We start from the raw sequence: 17,065 nt of genomic DNA on the forward strand, positions 1-17,065 counted from the left end.
GGCAATAACGCGATCAAAGGTCATAAAAAAGGAACGGTGCAAATTCGTGTCAGTCACTACTTAAGCAACTCGATTTCCCAGGTGCCGTGCCTGGGGTTTGCTCAAACGAGCCGGGGACCGCTCTGGCCACTTTGAATAAGGAGTTTTGTCTGATGAGTACCAAGAAGCCAGCCACCCCGCCGAAGAGTGAACTTGCGGGCACCGATACCCTGGACCGTGGCAACACCAACGCCAAGCTGCAGGCCCTGGAAGCGTTCCGTTCCGACGCGACCGGCCAGGCCCTGCGTACCAACCAAGGCGTGAAGATTTCCGACAACCAGAACACCTTGAAAGTCGGTGCCCGTGGCCCCTCGCTGCTGGAAGACTTCATCATGCGTGAAAAAATCACGCACTTTGACCATGAACGTATCCCGGAGCGCATCGTGCATGCGCGTGGTACCGGCGCCCACGGCTATTTCCAGACCTATGAGAACCATTCGGCGCTGACCAAGGCCGGTTTCCTGCGCAACCCAGGGCATAAAACTCCGGTGTTCGTGCGTTTTTCCACCGTGCAGGGCCCGCGTGGTTCGGGCGATACAGTGCGTGACGTGCGCGGTTTTGCGGTTAAGTTCTTCACCGATGAAGGCAACTTCGACCTGGTGGGCAACAACATGCCGGTATTTTTCATTCAGGACGCGATCAAGTTTCCCGACTTCGTGCATGCGGTAAAACCTGAGCCGCACAACGAAACGCCTACCGGCGGCTCGGCCCACGATACGTTCTGGGATTTTGTTTCGCTGCAGCCGGAATCGGCGCACATGGTGATTTGGGCCATGTCTGACCGGGCCATTCCGAAAAGCCTGCGCAGCATGCAGGGCTTCGGCGTGCATACCTTTCGCCTGGTGAATGCCGAGGGGCAGTCCAACTTCGTCAAATTTCACTGGCGCCCTACGGTCGGCACCTGCTCGCTGGTGTGGGACGAAGCGCAAAAGCTCGCAGGTAAAGATGCCGACTATCACCGTCGCGATCTGTGGGAGTCGATTGAAGGCGGCGATTACCCCGAATGGGAATTGGGTGTGCAGGTGATTCCTGAAGCGAAGGAACACGCGTTCGACTTCGATATCCTCGACCCCACCAAGCTGATTCCCGAGGAGTTGGTGCCGATTACCCCATTGGGCAAGATGGTGCTGAACCGTAACCCGGATAACTTCTTCGCTGAAGTCGAGCAGGTCGCGTTCTGCCCGGGGCATATCGTGCCTGGGATCGACTTCTCCAATGACCCGTTGCTGCAAGGCCGTTTGTTTTCCTACACCGACACGCAGATCAGCCGGCTGGGTGGCCCGAACTTTCATCAGTTGCCGATCAACCAGCCAGTGACACCGCTGCATAACAACCAGCGCGATGCCATGCACCGCAGCACCCTCGATAAAGGGCGCGCGTCTTACGAGCCGAACTCGATTGATGGCGGCTGGCCGAAGGAAACCCCGCCAGCGGCGCAGGATGGCGGGTTTGAGTCCTATCCGGAGCGCGTCGACGCCCACAAGATTCGCCAGCGCAGTGAGTCGTTCGGCGATCACTTTTCCCAGGCACGCCTGTTTTTCCGCAGCATGAGCTTGCACGAGCAAGAACACATCATCGCGGCCTACAGTTTTGAACTGGGCAAGGTGGAGCGTGAGTTTATTCGTGCGCGTCAGGTCAACGAGATCCTCGCCAACATTGACCTGGAGTTGGCCAAGCGCGTGGCGCAAAACCTCGGGCTGCCCGTGCCGACCAAAGGCACGGTGCCGGAGCGCAAAACCCAACCGGAGCGCTCTCCCGCGCTGAGCCAGGCGAATTTACTGTCCGGCGATATCAAAACGCGCAAAGTGGCGATTCTGGCGGCGAACGGTGTGGATGGCGTGGCGATTGCCGCGTTGAAGAAGGCGCTGGAGGCCGAGGGCGCACATGCCAAGTTGCTGGGGCCGACCTCGGCGCCGGTCACCACGCTCGAGGGTAAGAGTCTGCCGGTGGATGCCTCGATGGAGGGCTTGCCGTCGATTGCGTTCGATGCGGTGTTCGTACCTGGCGGTAAGGCGTCGATCACGGCATTGACTGGGGATGGCGTGGCGTTGCACTACCTGCTGGAGGCCTACAAGCACTTGAAGGCGATTGCCGTAGCCAGTGACGCGAAGCCATTGCTGGATCTGCTGAAGCTCGAAGCGGATGCGGGGTTGGTCGTGGGATCGGATGCCAAGGCGTTCAAGGTGTTCTTTGAAGCGATTGCCCGGCATCGGGTCTGGGAGCGTGAGCCGAAGGCCAAGGCGATTCCGGCTTAAGTCATCTGCTGTTGGTTAGACCGCCATCGGGGGCAAGCCCCGATGGCTTTATTCCGCCTTACGCGGAATCAGCACAACCTGCGCCGGAATATTCTTCAGAATCTGCCGGTGAATCTTCAGGTCGTACCCCGCATCAATGCGCTTCACCCGTTTGCTCAGCAAGGTCGCCAGCCATGGGTAATCCTGGGTGCGCGGTGCCTGGATGCTCACATCGCACTGGTAATTCACCACGTCGGTGGCGATGGCATCCAGTTGATGGCGCAGTTCTTCGATGTCAGTGAGGTTCAGCGCCACCGTGGTGCTCTGTGCGGCCGGGTCGATGACCTTGGCGACGGGCTGGGCTTCGGCGGCCTTGAGGGCGGCTTCGGCTTTGTCCAGCTCGGCTTTGCGCGCATGGGTGATGGCGCTGTTGACGCCACCGGTCAGCGCCGGGGCCTTGGGCATCAATGCACGGGCCCGGCTGAGGGCGGTGGCGGCGGCGTTGACATCACCTTTTTGCAACACGACCTGACTGCGTTGCAGATAGGCCTCGGCCAATTGGCGCTGATAAGCCACCAGCACCGGATCGTTGGGCGACTGGGCCTGTAGCGCGGCCAGTTGGTCTTCGGCGGTGGCCAGCTCGCTGCTGGCCAGGTTTTGCTCCAGTTGCGCGATGGCGACAGCGCGTGCGTCCGGGGCCTCGGGGGCGGCGGGCGGTGTACTTTGACAGGCGCCCAGCAGCAGGGAAAATGCGGCAAGGAGCAGATAACGGGAGGTGAACGGCTTCATTCCTGCGACTCTCTATTTGCGCAAAAAGCGAGCAAGTCTACACCCCTCGACGGGGCAGGACAAAACTCAGCAGAAAGAGGGCGGCGGCCGTGACCACAATCGACGGCCCTGCCGGAGTGTCCTTGAACCAGGACAGCGCCAGGCCCCCACACACGGCCAGCATCCCCAGCACGCTGGCGCCGATCGCCATCTGCTCCGGCGAACGGGCGTGGCGCTGGGCGGCGGCTGCGGGAATGATCAGCAGTGACGTGATCAACAATACGCCGACAATCTTCATCGCGACAGCGATCACCACGGCGATCAACAACATCAGGGTCATGCGCAGGGCGGGCACGGGCAAGCCTTCCACCGTGGCCAGTTCTTCATGCACGGTGATTGCCAGCAGCGGGCGCCACAGCGTCACTAGCAGCACCAGCACGGCGGCGCTGCCGCCGAGAATCCACGCAAGGTCAGTGGGGCTGATCGCCAGCAGGTCACCGAACAGGTAGGCCATCAGGTCGATGCGCACTTCGTGCATGAAGCTCAGCACCACCAGTCCCAGGGACAGGGTGCTGGGCGCCAGGATACCCAGCAGCGTGTCGGAGGCCAGCGGTTGGCGCTGTTGCAGGGTCACCAGCAGCACCGCCAGCAGCAGGCAGCCGACCGTCACGGCGATGGCCGGGCTCACATCCAGCAGGAAGCCCATGGCCACGCCCAGCAGTGCGGCGTGGGACAAGGTGTCGCCGAAATAGGCCATGCGCCGCCAGACCACGAACGAGCCCAGCGGGCCCGCCACCAGCGCGAGAGCCAAGCCTGCCAGCAGGGCGTAGAGCAGAAAATCAGCCATGCTTGCAGCTATCTCCATGAACGTGAGTGTGGGGCGTAGCGGGATCGTCGACCACGGCGCCATGCAGGTCATGGGCGTGGTCGTGATGGTGGTGATAAATCGCCAGGCTCTGCGCGTTCTTGCCGAACAGCTCGACGAACGCCGGGTCGCCGCTGACTTGCTCCGGGTGGCCAGAGCAGCACACGTGGCGGTTGAGGCACACCACCTGATCGGTGGTGCTCATCACCAGGTGCAGGTCGTGGGAGACCATCAGCACACCGCAGCCCAGGCGGTCACGCAGGCGGGTGATCAAGCTGTACAGCTCGGCCTGGCCGGCGACGTCGACACCCTGCACCGGTTCGTCGAGCACCAGCAATTCCGGTTCGCGTAACAGGGCGCGGGCCAGTAATACACGCTGCATTTCACCGCCGGAGATGCTTTGCACCGGGCTGTCGATGACCTGTTCGGCACCGACTTCCTTGAGTGCGGCTTGCGCGCGGGTGCGGTCCACGCCCGGCACCAGGCGCAGGAAGCGCAGCACAGACAAGGGCAGCGTCGGGTCCACGAAGAGTTTTTGCGGCATATAGCCGACACGCAGTTTGGGCTTGCGCCACACACTGCCGGTGTCGGGCTTGAGCAAGCCGAGCACGGCGCGCACCAGGGTGGTCTTGCCGGCGCCATTGGGGCCGATCAGGGTGACGATCTGCCCCGGTTCGACGCTCAACTGGATGTTATCCAGCACGTTTTGCCCGGCGAACGTGACCCCGACCTGTTCCAGGCGGATTAACGCGTTGCTCATCAAGCCCCCTGGCAACCGGCGCAGAGCCCGACGACTTCGACGGTTTGCCCTTCAACCTTGAAGCCGACATCGGCGGCGCTCTGGATGATGGCGTCGCTGATGCTTTTTTGCTCAAGCTCGATGGCGGCGTGGCACGTGCGGCAGATCAGGAACTGACCCTGGTGCGCGTGTTCCGGGTGGTTGCAGCCGACGAAGGCATTGAGCGAAGCGATGCGGTGGACCAGGCCGTTGTCCAACAGGAAATCCAGCGCGCGGTACACGGTGGGCGGCGCGGCGCGGCGACCGTCCTGTTCGCTGAGCACGCCGAGGATGTCGTAGGCGCCCAGCGGTTTGTGGCTCTGCCAGACCAGTTCCAGCACGCGCCGGCGCAGGGCGGTCAGGCGCAGACCCTGCCGTGCGCACAGGGTGTCGGCCTCCGACAGCGCGGTATGCACGCAGTGAGAGTGGTCGTGGGGACGGCTGGCGAGCGGTGTTATAGGCATGAGCGGCGACAGATATTTGATAGAGACGTTATTATGTTACCCGTTCCTACGCCATTGAGTGGTCATCGTGTCCCGACTTTTTCCCGTTTTTGTCGTATTTGTCGCCAGTTTGTTCATCGCGGGTGCCGCTCAGGCGCAGGTCAAGGTGCTGACCAGCATCAAGCCGCTGCAGTTGATTGCCGCCGCTGTGCAGGACGGGGTGGCGGTTCCCGAGGTGTTGTTGCCGCCGGGTGCGTCGCCGCATAACTATGCGTTGCGCCCATCCGACGTGCGGCGTGTGCAGTCGGTGGATCTGTTGTATTGGATCGGACCGGACATGGAAGGCTTCCTGCCGCGCGTCCTCAAGGGGCGCAGCCTGCCGACGGTGGCCGTGCAGGATCTTCCGGGCATGAAACTCCGCCGTTTCGCCGAAGATAGCCATTCTCATGCCGACGATGCCGACGAACATGACCACGATCATCGCCCGGGCAGTCTGGATGCGCATTTGTGGTTGTCGACGCTCAACGCTCGGGTGATTGCCACTCGCATGGGCGCTGACCTCAGCGCCGCAGACCCGGCCAATGCCGAGCGTTACCAGCACAACGTGAAGGCGTTCCTGGGCCGACTGGATGCATTGGACGCACGCCTGAAAGCGCGGATGGCCGGCATCCAGGACAAACCCTACTTTGTGTTCCACGAAGCCTTTGATTACTTCGAAGACGCCTACGGCCTCAAGCACGCCGGTGTGTTCAGCGTGGCCGCCGAAGTGCAGCCAGGCGCCCAGCATGTGGCGGCGATGCGCACGCGCTTGCAGGAAGTCGGCAAGACGTGTGTGTTCAGTGAACCGCCGCTGCGTCCGCGCCTGGCAGAAACGCTGGTCGCCGGTTTGCCGGTGAAATTGGCGGAGCTGGATGCGCTGGGTGGCTACACCCCGGCGACCGCCCAGGGTTACGAGCAGGTGCTGGACAAGCTGGGCAATGACTTGGCGGGGTGCCTGGAGTCGCTCTGAAAGACCAGGCATAACGTCTGTGGGAGGGGGCTTGCTGCCGATGTGGGGTGTCAGTCACGGCATGTGGCGACTGGTACGCCGTAATCGGGAGCAAGCTCCCTCGCACATTTTAGAGCGCGAACGGCAACTGGATCGCGACCTGCTGGCGCTGCGCCAGCCGATGCTCAAACTCCGCCGGGTCATGAATCAACACATCCTGCCCGGCAAACGACTCCGCCGCGATCAGGCGTGACAACCAGAACCGCACGCACGCCACGCGCAACATCGTCGGCCACAACTCGGCTTCCTTCGCGGTAAACGGCCGCAACCCGGCGTAAGCGCCGAGCAGCGCTCGGGCGCGCTGGCCGTCGAGCACGCCGTCGGCATCCGAGCACCAGTCATTCAGGGCGATCGCTACGTCGTACAGCATCGGGCCCGAGCAGGCGTTGTAGAAGTCGATCAAGCCCGACAGGTGCGTGCCTTCGAACATCGCGTTGTCGCGAAACAGGTCGGCGTGAATATTCGCGCGCGGCAGGGCGAGGATCTGTGCCTTGTGGGCCTCGATCTCATCCAGCGCGTCCTGCAGCAGGCGTTGTGGCGCTGCGTGCAGGTGCGAAATCAGCTGCGCGCCTTCGCTGAGCATCCAGTCCAGCCCGCGATCGGTCTTGCGCTCCAGCACCTTGTCACCCTGTGTTGCCAGGTGCAGGTGGCCAAGCAGGTCGCCGACCTGGGCGCAGTGCTGGGCGTTGGCGTCCTTGATGTGCTTGCCGGCCAGGCGCGGTTGCAGCAGCGCCGGTTTGCCGGCCAATTCGCGCAGGGCCACGCCGTCGGTGGTGCGCAGGGCGTAAGGCACCGGCAAATCGGCGTCGTGGAGCACGTCGAGCAGTTCGATGAAGAACGGCATTTCCTGCACCGGGCCGCGTTCAACCAGGGTCAGGACGAACTCGCCCTGTTCCAGGCTGATGAAGAAATTGGTGTTTTCGCTACCCGCAGCAATCCCCTGGAAGTCAAGCAGGCGGCCGAGCCCGTAAGGGGCAAGAAAGGTTTCCAGCTCGGGCCGAGCCAGGGGGGTGAACACAGACATGGTTAAAACTGCCAGTACGGGCGCCGCGGTGTGTGGCGCCAATTAAAGTTAAGAAATCATTTCCATTCGAAGATCTTCCATGACGGGATCAGCATATCCGGCTGGTCAGAGCGGATGAAGTTTGCATCGGTTCCGTCCGCGCGCACCAGGAAATACGGTGGGAAGCCTTTCTTCGTTATCTTGATTGCGTACAGGAAACCGTTTTGGCGGTATTCCTGAATGGTCCTGTCGCCTTCCGTGCGAATGGTAACTTCCGGATCGCCCGAAGGCGCACTGTCTGCCGCCATGGCAGCCATCGGAGCGAGTGCAAACAAGCCGGTCAACAGCAGGCGATTGAATGTGCGCATGATAACCTTGTCCCTTTGTTGTCTGTGGTCCGGCTATTCTAGCGCCTGACCCGCCGAAAAGGTTGATCCTGCTCATGAGCCAAGCCCCCCTCGTCCTGGTGGACGGTTCTTCTTATCTGTACCGCGCCTTCCACGCGCTGCCGCCGCTGACCACCTCAAAAGGCCTGCCGACCGGTGCGGTCAAGGGCGTATTGAACATGCTCAAGAGCCTGCGCAAGCAGTACCCGGAGAGCCCGTTCGCGGTAGTGTTCGACGCCAAGGGTGGGACCTTTCGCGACGACATGTACGCCGAATACAAGGCCAACCGCCCAAGCATGCCCGACGACATGCGCCTGCAGATCGAGCCCCTGCACCAGAGCGTGATCGCGCTGGGCTTCCCGCTGTTGTGCGTCGAAGGCGTCGAGGCCGATGACGTGATCGGCACCCTGGCCCGCAGCAGCGCAGCGGCTGACCGCCCGGTGGTGATCTCTACCGGTGACAAGGACATGGCACAGTTGGTCGACGGGCACATTACCTTGGTCAACACCATGACCGGTAGCGCCATGGACGTGGAGGGCGTAAAGGAGAAATTTGGCGTCGCTCCGGAGCAGATCATCGACTATCTGGCGTTGATGGGCGATTCGTCCGACAACATCCCAGGCGTTCCGGGCATTGGTCCGAAGACCGCTTCCGGCTTGCTGGTGGGCGTCAATGGCGGCCTGAAAGAGCTTTATGAGCAGTTGGATATTGTGCCGACCCTGCCTATCCGTGGGGCCAAGACGCTGCCGGCCAAGCTGGAAGAGCATAAGGAGATGGCGTTTCTCTCCTATCAGTTGGCGACGATCAAGATCGACGTACCGCTCGATGTTGGCTTGGACGATCTGCACCTGATCGAGCCGGATCGTGAAAAACTCCTGGAGCTGTATACCCTCCTGGAGTTCAAAAGCTGGTTTGACGAAGTGCAGCGCGACGCCAAGCGCACCGGGCTGGAGGTGGCTGCTCCGGTCATCGAGAATGCGCCGGTCGTGAATACTGAGCTCAAGTACGAAACCATCCTCGAACAGGCGCGTTTCGATGTGTGGATGAAGAAGCTCGGCGACGCCAAGCTGTTCGCCTTCGACACCGAGACCACCGGCATCGATGCGCAGCAGGCGCAATTGGTTGGCTTGTCGTTCGCGGTTCAGCCCTATGAAGCGGCCTACATCCCGCTGACCCATTCCTACATGGGGGTGCCGGAGCAATTGGACCGCGACACGGTCCTGCGCGCGCTCAAGCCGATCCTCGAAGACCCGAGCAAGCTCAAGGTCGGCCAGCACGCCAAGTTCGACATGAATATCCTGGCCAACTGCGCCATCGGTGGTGATCAGAGTTGTGGCATCACGGTGCAGGGCATCGCCTACGACACCATGCTCGAATCCTACGTCCTCGACTCCACGGCCACGCGGCATGACATGGACAGCCTGGCCCAGAAATACCTGGGTCACACCACCGTGAGCTTTCAGGATATTGCCGGTAAAGGCGCTAAACAGCTGACCTTTGACCAGATCTCCCTCGAACAGGCCGGGCCTTACGCGGCTGAAGATGCCGACGTCACCCTGCGTCTGCACCAGACCTTGTTCGAAAAACTCACGGCGATCCCCAGCCTGGTCAGCGTGCTGACAGATATCGAGATGCCACTGGTGCCGGTGCTGGCGCGTATCGAGCGCCAGGGCGCACTGGTGGATGCCAAGTTGCTCGGTGTGCAGAGCGTCGAGTTGGGCGAGAAGATGGTCGAACTGGAGCGTGAGGCATTTGCCATCGCCGGTGAGGAATTCAACCTCGGCTCGCCCAAGCAATTGGGCGCGATCCTGTACGAAAAACTCGGCCACCCGATCCTGAGCAAGACCGCCAAGGGCCAGGCGTCGACCGCCGAAGCGGTGCTCGCCGAACTGGCCGAGCAGGATTTCCCGCTGCCCAAGGTGCTGATGCAGTACCGCTCCATGAGCAAGCTGAAAAGCACCTACACCGACCGCTTGCCTGAGCAGATCAACCCGCGCACCGGGCGCATCCATACGTCGTATCACCAGGCGGTGGCGGCCACGGGGCGTTTGTCGTCGAGTGATCCGAACTTGCAGAACATTCCGATCCGCACGGCTGAAGGCCGGCGGATTCGTCAGGCGTTCGTCGCGCCTAAAGGCTACAAGCTACTGGCGGCGGACTACTCGCAGATCGAACTGCGCATCATGGCGCACCTGGCCAAGGACGAAGGCTTGCTGCACGCCTTCCGCAATGACCTGGACGTACACAAGGCCACCGCCGCCGAGGTATTTGGCGTGGAACTGGGCGCGGTCACTACCGACCAGCGTCGCAGCGCCAAGGCGATCAACTTCGGCCTGATCTACGGCATGAGCGCGTTTGGCCTGGCCAAGCAGATCGGTGTCGATCGTAAACAGTCCCAGGCCTATATCGACCGCTACTTCGCCCGTTATCCGGGCGTGCTGGCCTATATGGAGCGCACCCGCGCCCAGGCGGCCGAGCAGGGTTATGTCGAGACGATCTTCGGTCGGCGCCTGTACCTGCCGGACATCAACGCGAAGAACCCGGCCCTGCGCAAAGGTGCCGAGCGCACGGCGATCAACGCGCCGATGCAAGGCACGGCGGCGGATATCATCAAGAAAGCCATGGTCGCGGTGGATAATTGGCTGACCGCGTCGGGCCTGGACGCCAAAGTCATCCTGCAGGTACACGATGAACTGGTGCTGGAGGTTCGCGAGGATCTGGTCGAGCAAGTGCGTGACGAGATTCGCCAGCACATGAGCCACGCGGCGACGCTGGACGTGCCGTTGCTGGTGGAAGTGGGCGTGGGTGATAACTGGGACGAAGCGCACTGATGGCGTGGTTCTGCCACCCCCCGAGCGTGGTGGCAGAACGCTTTAGAGCCGAAAGCGCCGTCGGTTATTACAAATAGTTTTTTGTACCTGCCGGAACTTAACCCATGAAATGCCACTCAGATTTACTGAATGGGTGGTGAAGCCCTTCAATGCTCCTATGTTGTGTTAAGTGTTGGCAGATATCTGGACCCCGCCCTAGCGGTCCGGAACTTGAACCCCGAACTTCCCCTCCCCTACGAAGTCCGGGGTTTTTTTTGCCTGCGCAAAAGTTACTCGGCGATTTCCGCGCCCTTGTCGGCCAATTCCATCCAGCCGGCCAGCACGGTGTAGGCGTCTTCCAGGCCCAGGCGCTTTGGCGCCGAGAACAGCTGGATGGTGATGGTGTCACCCCAACCTTTACGGATTTCCGCCTGCACCTTCAGCAGCGTGTTCTTGGCGGCGCCATAGGTCAGTTTGTCGGCTTTGGTCAGCAGGATATGCATCGGCATGCCGCTGGCGACCGCCCAGTCGAGCATCAGCAGGTCGAAGTCGGTCATTGGATGACGGATGTCCATCATCAGGATCAACCCCTTCAAACTCTCCCGGCCACCCAGGTAAGCCTCGAGGTGACGCTGCCAGTGCAGCTTCAGCGGGATAGGTACTTTTGCATAACCGTAGCCTGGAAGGTCGACCAGACGCCGATCATCGTCTAGCTTGAAGAAGTTGAGTAGCTGTGTGCGGCCCGGGGTTTTCGAGGTGCGCGCCAGGCTGGCGTGGGTCAAGGTGTTCAGCGCGCTGGATTTACCCGCGTTGGAACGGCCGGCAAAGGCGACTTCAAAGCCCTCGTCATCGGGGCATTGGTCCACTTTGGCGGCGCTGAGCATGAAGGTGGACTGTTGGCACAGGCCGAGGATGGGGTTCTTGAGTTGCATGAGATTTCCGATGTGGGCGGTGCCGAAAAAGGGTGCGGCAAGCGGTGTCGTTTCCGTTTCAGTAGCGCCAGTATATAATGCCGCAGATTTTGTGTGTGCTTTGTCCCAGCGAAGGGTGAAGTTCACGGGAGCGATAGACCTTTATTGCGCATTAGAACGCAAAACGCTCCCAAACCCTGAAAAGGTCGATGTATGACCAGATGGTTGCTTGCTATCGGTGTCCTGATGCCGCTTTACGGCGCTCAGGCTACACAGGAACCGGAAGCGGTGTACAACCGAGTTTGCGTGGCTTGCCATGCTGGCCAACTGCCGAACGCCCCGAAGCGGGGTGACCAGGCAGCCTGGGCGCCCAGACTGGCGCAGGGCATGGACACGCTGGTGCAACACGTGACTCAGGGTTTCAAGGCAATGCCGCCGCGTGGTTTGTGCATGGACTGCAGTACCGAGGATTACCAGGCCATCATTGAGTGGATGGTGAGTAAGCCCGGTTAGATAACTCTTTAAACCCTTAGCCGTAGTTGGATTAGCTGATGAACAAACTGATCGTGAGTCTGCTGTTGACCTTGGGCATCACCGGTGTTGCCCATGCTGCAGGCGACGCTACTGCGGGTCAGGCGAAAGCCGCCGTGTGTGGTGCTTGCCATGGACCGGATGGTAATAGCCCGGCACCGAACTTCCCTAAACTGGCCGGCCAGGGTGAGCGCTACCTGACCAAGCAGATGCACGACATCAAGGACGGTAAGCGCACGGTCCTGGAAATGACCGGCTTGCTGACCAACCTCAGTGACCAGGACCTGGCGGATATCGCCGCTTATTTCTCCAGCCAGAAAGGCAGCGTGGGAGCTGCCGATCCGAAGCAAGTGGCCCGTGGTGAAGAGTTGTTCCGCGGCGGCAACCTGGAAAAAGGCATGCCTTCCTGCATCGGTTGCCACTCGCCTAACGGCGCGGGCATCGCCGCTGCGGGCTTCCCGCACTTGGGTGGCCAGCATGCGCAGTACGTCACCAAGCAACTGACGGACTTCCGTGAAGGCAATCGCACCAACGACGGCGATACCAAAATCATGCAAAGCATTGCCGCCAAGCTAAGCAACAAGGACATCGAAGCGGTTTCCCAATACGTTCAGGGTCTGCACTGATCGAAGAGCTACGTTAACACTCGATTAATCCGTTGATGCAAGCATAAAAAGGGTGGCCCAGGCCGCCCTTTTTTGTGGCCGGTGCCGTTACACTAACGAACTCATGCCCGCGTAGACCTGTCACAACAAAGGTCGCGTGAGGCGACCCTATTTGTTCAGGAGTAAAGCATGCGTAATCTGATCCTCAGCGCCGCTCTCGTCACTGTCAGCCTCTTCGGCATGACCGCACAAGCTGCCGACGTGCCGCTTGAAGCCGGTAAAACCTACGTGGAATTGGCCAACCCAGTGCCGGTGTCGGTGCCGGGCAAGATCGAAGTGGTGGAGCTGTTCTGGTACGGCTGCCCGCATTGCTACGCCTTTGAGCCAACCATCAACCCATGGGCTGAAAAACTGCCCAAGGACGTGAACTTCAAACGCATCCCTGCCATGTTCGGCGGCCCTTGGGATGCCCACGGCCAACTGTTCCTGACTCTGGAAGCCATGGGTGTCGAGCACAAGGTCCACAACGCGGTCTTCGAGGCTATCCAGAAACAAGGCAAGCGCCTGACCAAGCCTGAGGAAATGGCTGACTTCGTCGCTACCCAGGGTGTCGACAAGGACAAGTTCCTGGCTACCTTCAATTCCTTCGCTATCCAGGGCCAGATCAAACAGGCCAAGGAACTGGCACAGAAGTATGGCGTGCAAGGCGTACCGACCCTGATCGTCAACGGCAAGTACCGTTTCGACCTGGGCACCACCGGCGGTCCTGAAGCGACCCTCAATGTGGCCGACCAGTTGATCGCCAAAGAACGCGCCGCCAAGTAAGGGGCCTGCCATGCGCCGCTGGGGTACCGAACGCGTTGTCGGCCTGCATGACCCACAGGTCAACGAAGCTCACCTGGAATCCACAGGACTGCCGGCGGACAGCCGCCTGCGCCTGCTCAGCTTCAATATCCAGGTGGGCATCAGTACCGAGAAGTACCGGCACTACCTCACCCGTGGCTGGCAGCACTTGTTGCCCCACAACGGGCGTGCCGGCAACCTGCAGAAGATCGGCGACCTGTTGGGCGACTTCGACCTGGTCGCCTTGCAGGAAGCTGACGGCGGCAGCATTCGCTCGGGCTACATCAACCAGGTGGAACACCTGGCCCAGTTGGGCGCGTTTCCCTATTGGTATCAGCAACTCAATCGCAACCTCGGGCGTCTGGCGCAGCACAGCAATGGCGTGCTCAGCCGCCTGAAGCCATCGGCTATCGAAGATCACCCATTGCCGGGCCCCAAGGGCCGTGGCGCGATCCTCGTGCGTTTCGGCGAAGGCCCGGAAGCCCTGGTGGTGGTGATGATGCATCTGGCACTCGGGGGGCGTACCCGCAACCTGCAGTTGGCCTACGTGCGTGAGTTGATTGGCGGTTACAAGCACCAGGTGCTGATGGGTGACATGAACACCCATGCCACCGACCTGCTGCAGAATTCTCCGTTGCGTGACCTTGGCTTACTGGCGCCGCAAGTCGAAGCCACGTTCCCCAGCTGGCGCCCGCAACGCTGTCTTGACCATATCCTGCTTAGCCCGACCCTCACGCTTGAAAGCGTGCAGGTGTTGGCGCAGCCCATCTCCGATCACCTGCCGGTCGCGGTGGAGATTCGTCTGCCGGGTTCGCTCACGGCTGATGCATTGCCCGCGTTGAGCCCCGGCCCTCGCGGACCCCTTGCATGAGCGACGAAGCCCAGCGCTGGAAAGAGAAATACCTTAAAAGCATCGAACAACAAGACACGCTCGAACGCCGCTGGGCTGCCCGCCTCGACCTGCTGCGCCGAGGGTTGGTGCGCAGTACGTTGGCCGCTGAAGGCACCGACCGCGCGGTCGATCAATGCATGAAGGAAATGCGCGACGCAGTGCGCACCGACGACATGGATGCCGCCCTCGCTGCGTTGCTGCCGCGCCTGGAAAAAGCCGTACTGGATTCGGAGCAGCGTCGCGAAACCCGGATTGACCAGATGAGTACCGCGCTCGCGGCCCTGGTTGCGCAGTTGCAGAAACTGCCGCTGCCCCGCGAGGTGGCCCGCCCGTTGAAAACCTTCGCCAAGCAGTTGGATAGCCGCGTAGGCCAGGCGCGCGAGATCCCACTGTTGCTCAGTGAGCTGAGCAGCCTGCAAGGGCAGGCGTTGAATAACCTGGAGCCGGACGGCGAAACCCCGCGCCCCGGCCCCGGCCTGCTGCAACGCCTGTTTGGCGCCAAGGATGTCGCGAATGAAGCGCCGCCCGGCGAGGCCGCGCCGCCGCCTGCTCCGCCATCTTTACCGCCGCCCCCCGCCTCCAGGCCGGCGCCCGAGCCCGTCGCCGAGACGCCGGCGCAGCCTGACGAATTAGCCCAGGCCCTGCGGGCGTTCGCGCCGTTGCCGCAAGGCTCGGCCTCACCCCAGCCGGAACCCGTAGCGCCGGCCAAGGCGGTCGAGATCGTGACCCCCTCCGTTGCCGTCGAAGCCGTGTCACGAACTGCGCCGATCGCCCGGCCGGTCGAAGTGGCGGAGCCCGAGGCGCCTCCGGTCGAGGCGCAAGAGCCTGCCTCTGAAAGCGCACTCGCTGCGTTTATCGAAACACCCCCGGTCGAGGTCGATGCGCCGCCGCAAACTGTCATCGGCAGCCTGTCACTGCCGCCCGTGCAGGAAGTACCGGACCCGGACGAGTTGCAAGCGGACCCGGTCTACGCCCTGCCCGATTCGCCGGAGCCGTCCTACAGCTCCGTGGCCAAACACATTGAAGACACCTTACTTGGCCTGCTGGAAGACCTGTCGCTGCCCGAGCGACACCGGCCCCAGGCCGAAGCCATGCGCGAACGCCTGGCCCATGGTTTGAACTGGTACGAACTGCTGCCGATCCTCGACGATCTGGCCACGCTGATGCTGGCGATCACCGACAGCGGCCAACATGAGTTCGAGGCTTACCTAAAACAGCTCAACGAACGCCTCGAAGCGTTCCAGGGCCATCTGCAGACGGCCAGCGAAGGGTATGCCGACAGTCGCTCGGCCGCCCGGGAGCTGGACACGCAAATCCGTGAACAGGTCGACGGCCTGCAAAGCAGTGTGCAGGACGCCGCCGACCTGGACAGCCTCAAGCAGGTCTTGGAAAGCCACCTTGAAGGCCTGCTTGGCACCATGGACCAGCACCAGCAGCAACGTGATCAGCGCGAGCAGGAAGTGGCGGAGCGTTTGAAAGGGCTCGCGGAGCGCGTCGCCAATATGGAACAGGAGGCCCAGGGTTATCGCGATCACCTGGAAGTGCAGCGCCAGAAAGCCCTGATCGATCCGCTCACCGACTTGCCCAACCGTGCGGCCTGGAGCGAGCGCCTGGACCATGAGGTCAACCTCTGGCATCAGCGCGGCAATAGCCTGTCGCTGGCAATGCTGGACCTGGATCACTTCAAGCGTATCAACGACGGCTACGGGCATCTGGCCGGCGACAAAGTGCTGAAAATCATCGCCAACGTGCTGCGCAAGCGCCTGCGTCCTGGCGACTTCATTGCGCGATTCGGCGGTGAAGAGTTTGTGTTGCTGATGCCCGACTCCTCCCTGGCGAATGCCCTGGCCGCTGGCGAAGCGTTGCGAACGGCGATTGAAGTCTGCCCGTTCCACTTCAAGGGCGAGCCGGTGACGATCACGGTGTCGATGGGCGTGGCACAGTTCCAGCCCGGCGAGCGCAGTGACTTGGCGCTCAAGCGCGCCGACGAGGCGTTGTACCGGGCCAAGGCGGCGGGACGTAACCGGGTGCAGGCGGCCTAAAAGATGTTCCATTTTGTAATTTGACGTTTGGGCTACAAACGGTACGTTACACTGTTGCATTATCGTCTTCTGCGTAACGTGATCCGCCATGAAATCCGTGTACTTCGCTTTTGTGTTCCTCCTGCTCACCGGCTGCGCCAGCGGCCCGCGCCTGGATACCAGCCACCCCTCGGCCAACCACGACAACCGCGTGCAGTTCGTGGTGGTCCATTACACCTCGGCCAACCTTGAACGCTCCCTGGCGCTGCTGACCCATGGTCAGGTCAGCAGCCATTACCTGATCGGCGACGACGCTTCGGGCACCATCTACAAGCTGGTGGATGAAAGCCAACGCGCTTGGCATGCGGGGGAAAGCGAGTGGATGGGGCGTACCTGGCTGAACTCCAGCTCCATCGGGATCGAGATCGTCAACCCAGGGTTTCGCGACACGCCGACGGGCCGTGTGTGGTACCCGTACTCCGAAGCTCAGGTGCAATCGCTGGAGGTGTTGCTCAAGGACATCAGCACGCGCAATGGCATTGACCCCAAAAACATCATTGGTCACAGCGACATCGCGCCGCTGCGCAAGCAGGACCCGGGGCCGTTGTTTCCGTGGAAGCGCCTGGCCGAGAAGGGCTTGGGCGTCTGGCCCGACGCGCAGGCTGTGGCGCGCTACCAGGCGCAGTACGCCACGGATCTGCCGAGCATCACCTGGTTCCAGGAAGCGTTGGCGCACCTGGGCTACCAGACGCCGCAGACCGGTGAACTGGACGTCGCCACGCGCCATGTGATCGCGGCGTTCCAGATGCACTTCCGCCCTGCGCTGTTCGATGGCTCACCGGATGCCGAGAGTGCCGCGATCCTGCGCGCCCTCGACCGGCGTTAATC

The 17,065-nt window shown here is 61.6% G+C and carries 16 protein-coding genes; 9 read left to right on the forward strand and 7 right to left on the reverse strand.

The window, feature by feature from the left end; translation table 11 throughout:
- Positions 1 to 131: 131 nt before the first annotated feature.
- The gene (gene katE, locus P3S72_RS01325; RefSeq protein ID WP_276195626.1) at positions 132 to 2,294 is read left to right on the forward strand and encodes a catalase HPII; all 2,163 of its coding nucleotides are present in this window, start codon (positions 132 to 134) and stop codon (positions 2,292 to 2,294) included.
- A 48-nt stretch (positions 2,295 to 2,342) separates the two neighbouring features.
- Here the strand turns inward: katE and P3S72_RS01330 are convergent, their stop codons facing one another.
- From P3S72_RS01330 to zur, 4 genes are read right to left on the reverse strand one after another with little or no spacing between them, the layout of a single operon-like run.
- Complete coding sequence (locus tag P3S72_RS01330) at positions 2,343 to 3,062, reverse strand: PA5502 family lipoprotein (protein ID WP_276195627.1); 720 nt, start codon at positions 3,060 to 3,062, stop codon at positions 2,343 to 2,345.
- A 37-nt stretch (positions 3,063 to 3,099) separates the two neighbouring features.
- Positions 3,100 to 3,888 carry a zinc ABC transporter permease subunit ZnuB gene (gene znuB / locus P3S72_RS01335; protein ID WP_193039644.1) on the reverse strand — a complete coding sequence of 263 codons (789 nt, stop codon included), beginning with the start codon at positions 3,886 to 3,888 and terminating at the stop codon, positions 3,100 to 3,102.
- Positions 3,881 to 4,666, reverse strand: coding sequence for a zinc ABC transporter ATP-binding protein ZnuC (znuC, locus tag P3S72_RS01340; RefSeq protein ID WP_247399181.1), 786 nt, complete (start codon positions 4,664 to 4,666; stop codon positions 3,881 to 3,883). The genes znuB and znuC overlap by 8 nt, the downstream gene beginning before the upstream one ends.
- Positions 4,666 to 5,148: a zinc uptake transcriptional repressor Zur gene (gene zur, locus P3S72_RS01345; protein WP_247399200.1), complete on the reverse strand. Its 483-nt coding sequence runs from the start codon at positions 5,146 to 5,148 to the stop codon at positions 4,666 to 4,668. The genes znuC and zur overlap by 1 nt, the downstream gene beginning before the upstream one ends.
- A 58-nt stretch (positions 5,149 to 5,206) precedes the next feature.
- On the opposite strand from zur, the gene P3S72_RS01350 reads away from it, so the two are divergent.
- Positions 5,207 to 6,136 carry a zinc ABC transporter substrate-binding protein gene (locus P3S72_RS01350; RefSeq protein WP_253400291.1) on the forward strand — a complete coding sequence of 310 codons (930 nt, stop codon included), beginning with the start codon at positions 5,207 to 5,209 and terminating at the stop codon, positions 6,134 to 6,136.
- Between the two features lie 109 nt (positions 6,137 to 6,245).
- Here P3S72_RS01350 and P3S72_RS01355 read toward each other — a convergent pair whose 3' ends face one another.
- Both P3S72_RS01355 and P3S72_RS01360 read right to left on the reverse strand, forming a co-directional pair.
- Complete coding sequence (locus P3S72_RS01355; RefSeq protein ID WP_276195629.1) at positions 6,246 to 7,199, reverse strand: homoserine kinase; 954 nt, start codon at positions 7,197 to 7,199, stop codon at positions 6,246 to 6,248.
- Positions 7,200 to 7,255: 56 nt separating this feature from the next.
- Complete coding sequence (locus tag P3S72_RS01360) at positions 7,256 to 7,546, reverse strand: DUF2782 domain-containing protein (RefSeq protein ID WP_276195630.1); 291 nt, start codon at positions 7,544 to 7,546, stop codon at positions 7,256 to 7,258.
- A gap of 74 nt (positions 7,547 to 7,620) precedes the next feature.
- Here P3S72_RS01360 and polA point away from each other — a divergent pair, with 74 nt between their 5' ends.
- Positions 7,621 to 10,395: a DNA polymerase I gene (polA, locus tag P3S72_RS01365; protein ID WP_276195631.1), complete on the forward strand. Its 2,775-nt coding sequence runs from the start codon at positions 7,621 to 7,623 to the stop codon at positions 10,393 to 10,395.
- 269 nt (positions 10,396 to 10,664) lie between these two features.
- Here the strand turns inward: polA and yihA are convergent, their stop codons facing one another.
- Positions 10,665 to 11,306 (reverse strand): ribosome biogenesis GTP-binding protein YihA/YsxC, encoded by a 642-nt coding sequence (gene yihA / locus P3S72_RS01370; protein ID WP_048721487.1) that lies wholly within the window; start codon positions 11,304 to 11,306, stop codon positions 10,665 to 10,667.
- Positions 11,307 to 11,498: 192 nt separating this feature from the next.
- On the opposite strand from yihA, the gene P3S72_RS01375 reads away from it, so the two are divergent.
- The 6 genes from P3S72_RS01375 (at position 11,499) to P3S72_RS01400 (ending at position 17,063) form a co-directional block, all read left to right on the forward strand.
- Entirely contained in the window at positions 11,499 to 11,798 is a 300-nt protein-coding gene (locus P3S72_RS01375; RefSeq protein ID WP_276195634.1) for a c-type cytochrome, read from the forward strand.
- A 38-nt stretch (positions 11,799 to 11,836) separates the two neighbouring features.
- Positions 11,837 to 12,442: a cytochrome c4 gene (locus tag P3S72_RS01380; protein WP_276195636.1), complete on the forward strand. Its 606-nt coding sequence runs from the start codon at positions 11,837 to 11,839 to the stop codon at positions 12,440 to 12,442.
- A gap of 168 nt (positions 12,443 to 12,610) precedes the next feature.
- A complete protein-coding gene (gene dsbA, locus P3S72_RS01385) occupies positions 12,611 to 13,246 on the forward strand; it encodes a thiol:disulfide interchange protein DsbA (RefSeq protein WP_276195638.1) in 636 nt (211 codons plus the stop codon).
- Positions 13,247 to 13,256: 10 nt separating this feature from the next.
- Positions 13,257 to 14,135, forward strand: coding sequence for an endonuclease/exonuclease/phosphatase family protein (locus P3S72_RS01390; RefSeq protein WP_247399221.1), 879 nt, complete (start codon positions 13,257 to 13,259; stop codon positions 14,133 to 14,135).
- Complete coding sequence (locus P3S72_RS01395) at positions 14,132 to 16,198, forward strand: diguanylate cyclase (protein ID WP_276195640.1); 2,067 nt, start codon at positions 14,132 to 14,134, stop codon at positions 16,196 to 16,198. The genes P3S72_RS01390 and P3S72_RS01395 overlap by 4 nt, the downstream gene beginning before the upstream one ends.
- Positions 16,199 to 16,286: 88 nt before the next feature.
- A complete protein-coding gene (locus P3S72_RS01400) occupies positions 16,287 to 17,063 on the forward strand; it encodes an N-acetylmuramoyl-L-alanine amidase (RefSeq protein WP_276195642.1) in 777 nt (258 codons plus the stop codon).
- The last annotated feature ends 2 nt before the right edge of the window (positions 17,064 to 17,065 follow it).

Source organism: Pseudomonas sp. D3 (assembly GCF_029320995.1).
Classification (GTDB): domain Bacteria; phylum Pseudomonadota; class Gammaproteobacteria; order Pseudomonadales; family Pseudomonadaceae; genus Aquipseudomonas; species Aquipseudomonas paraveronii.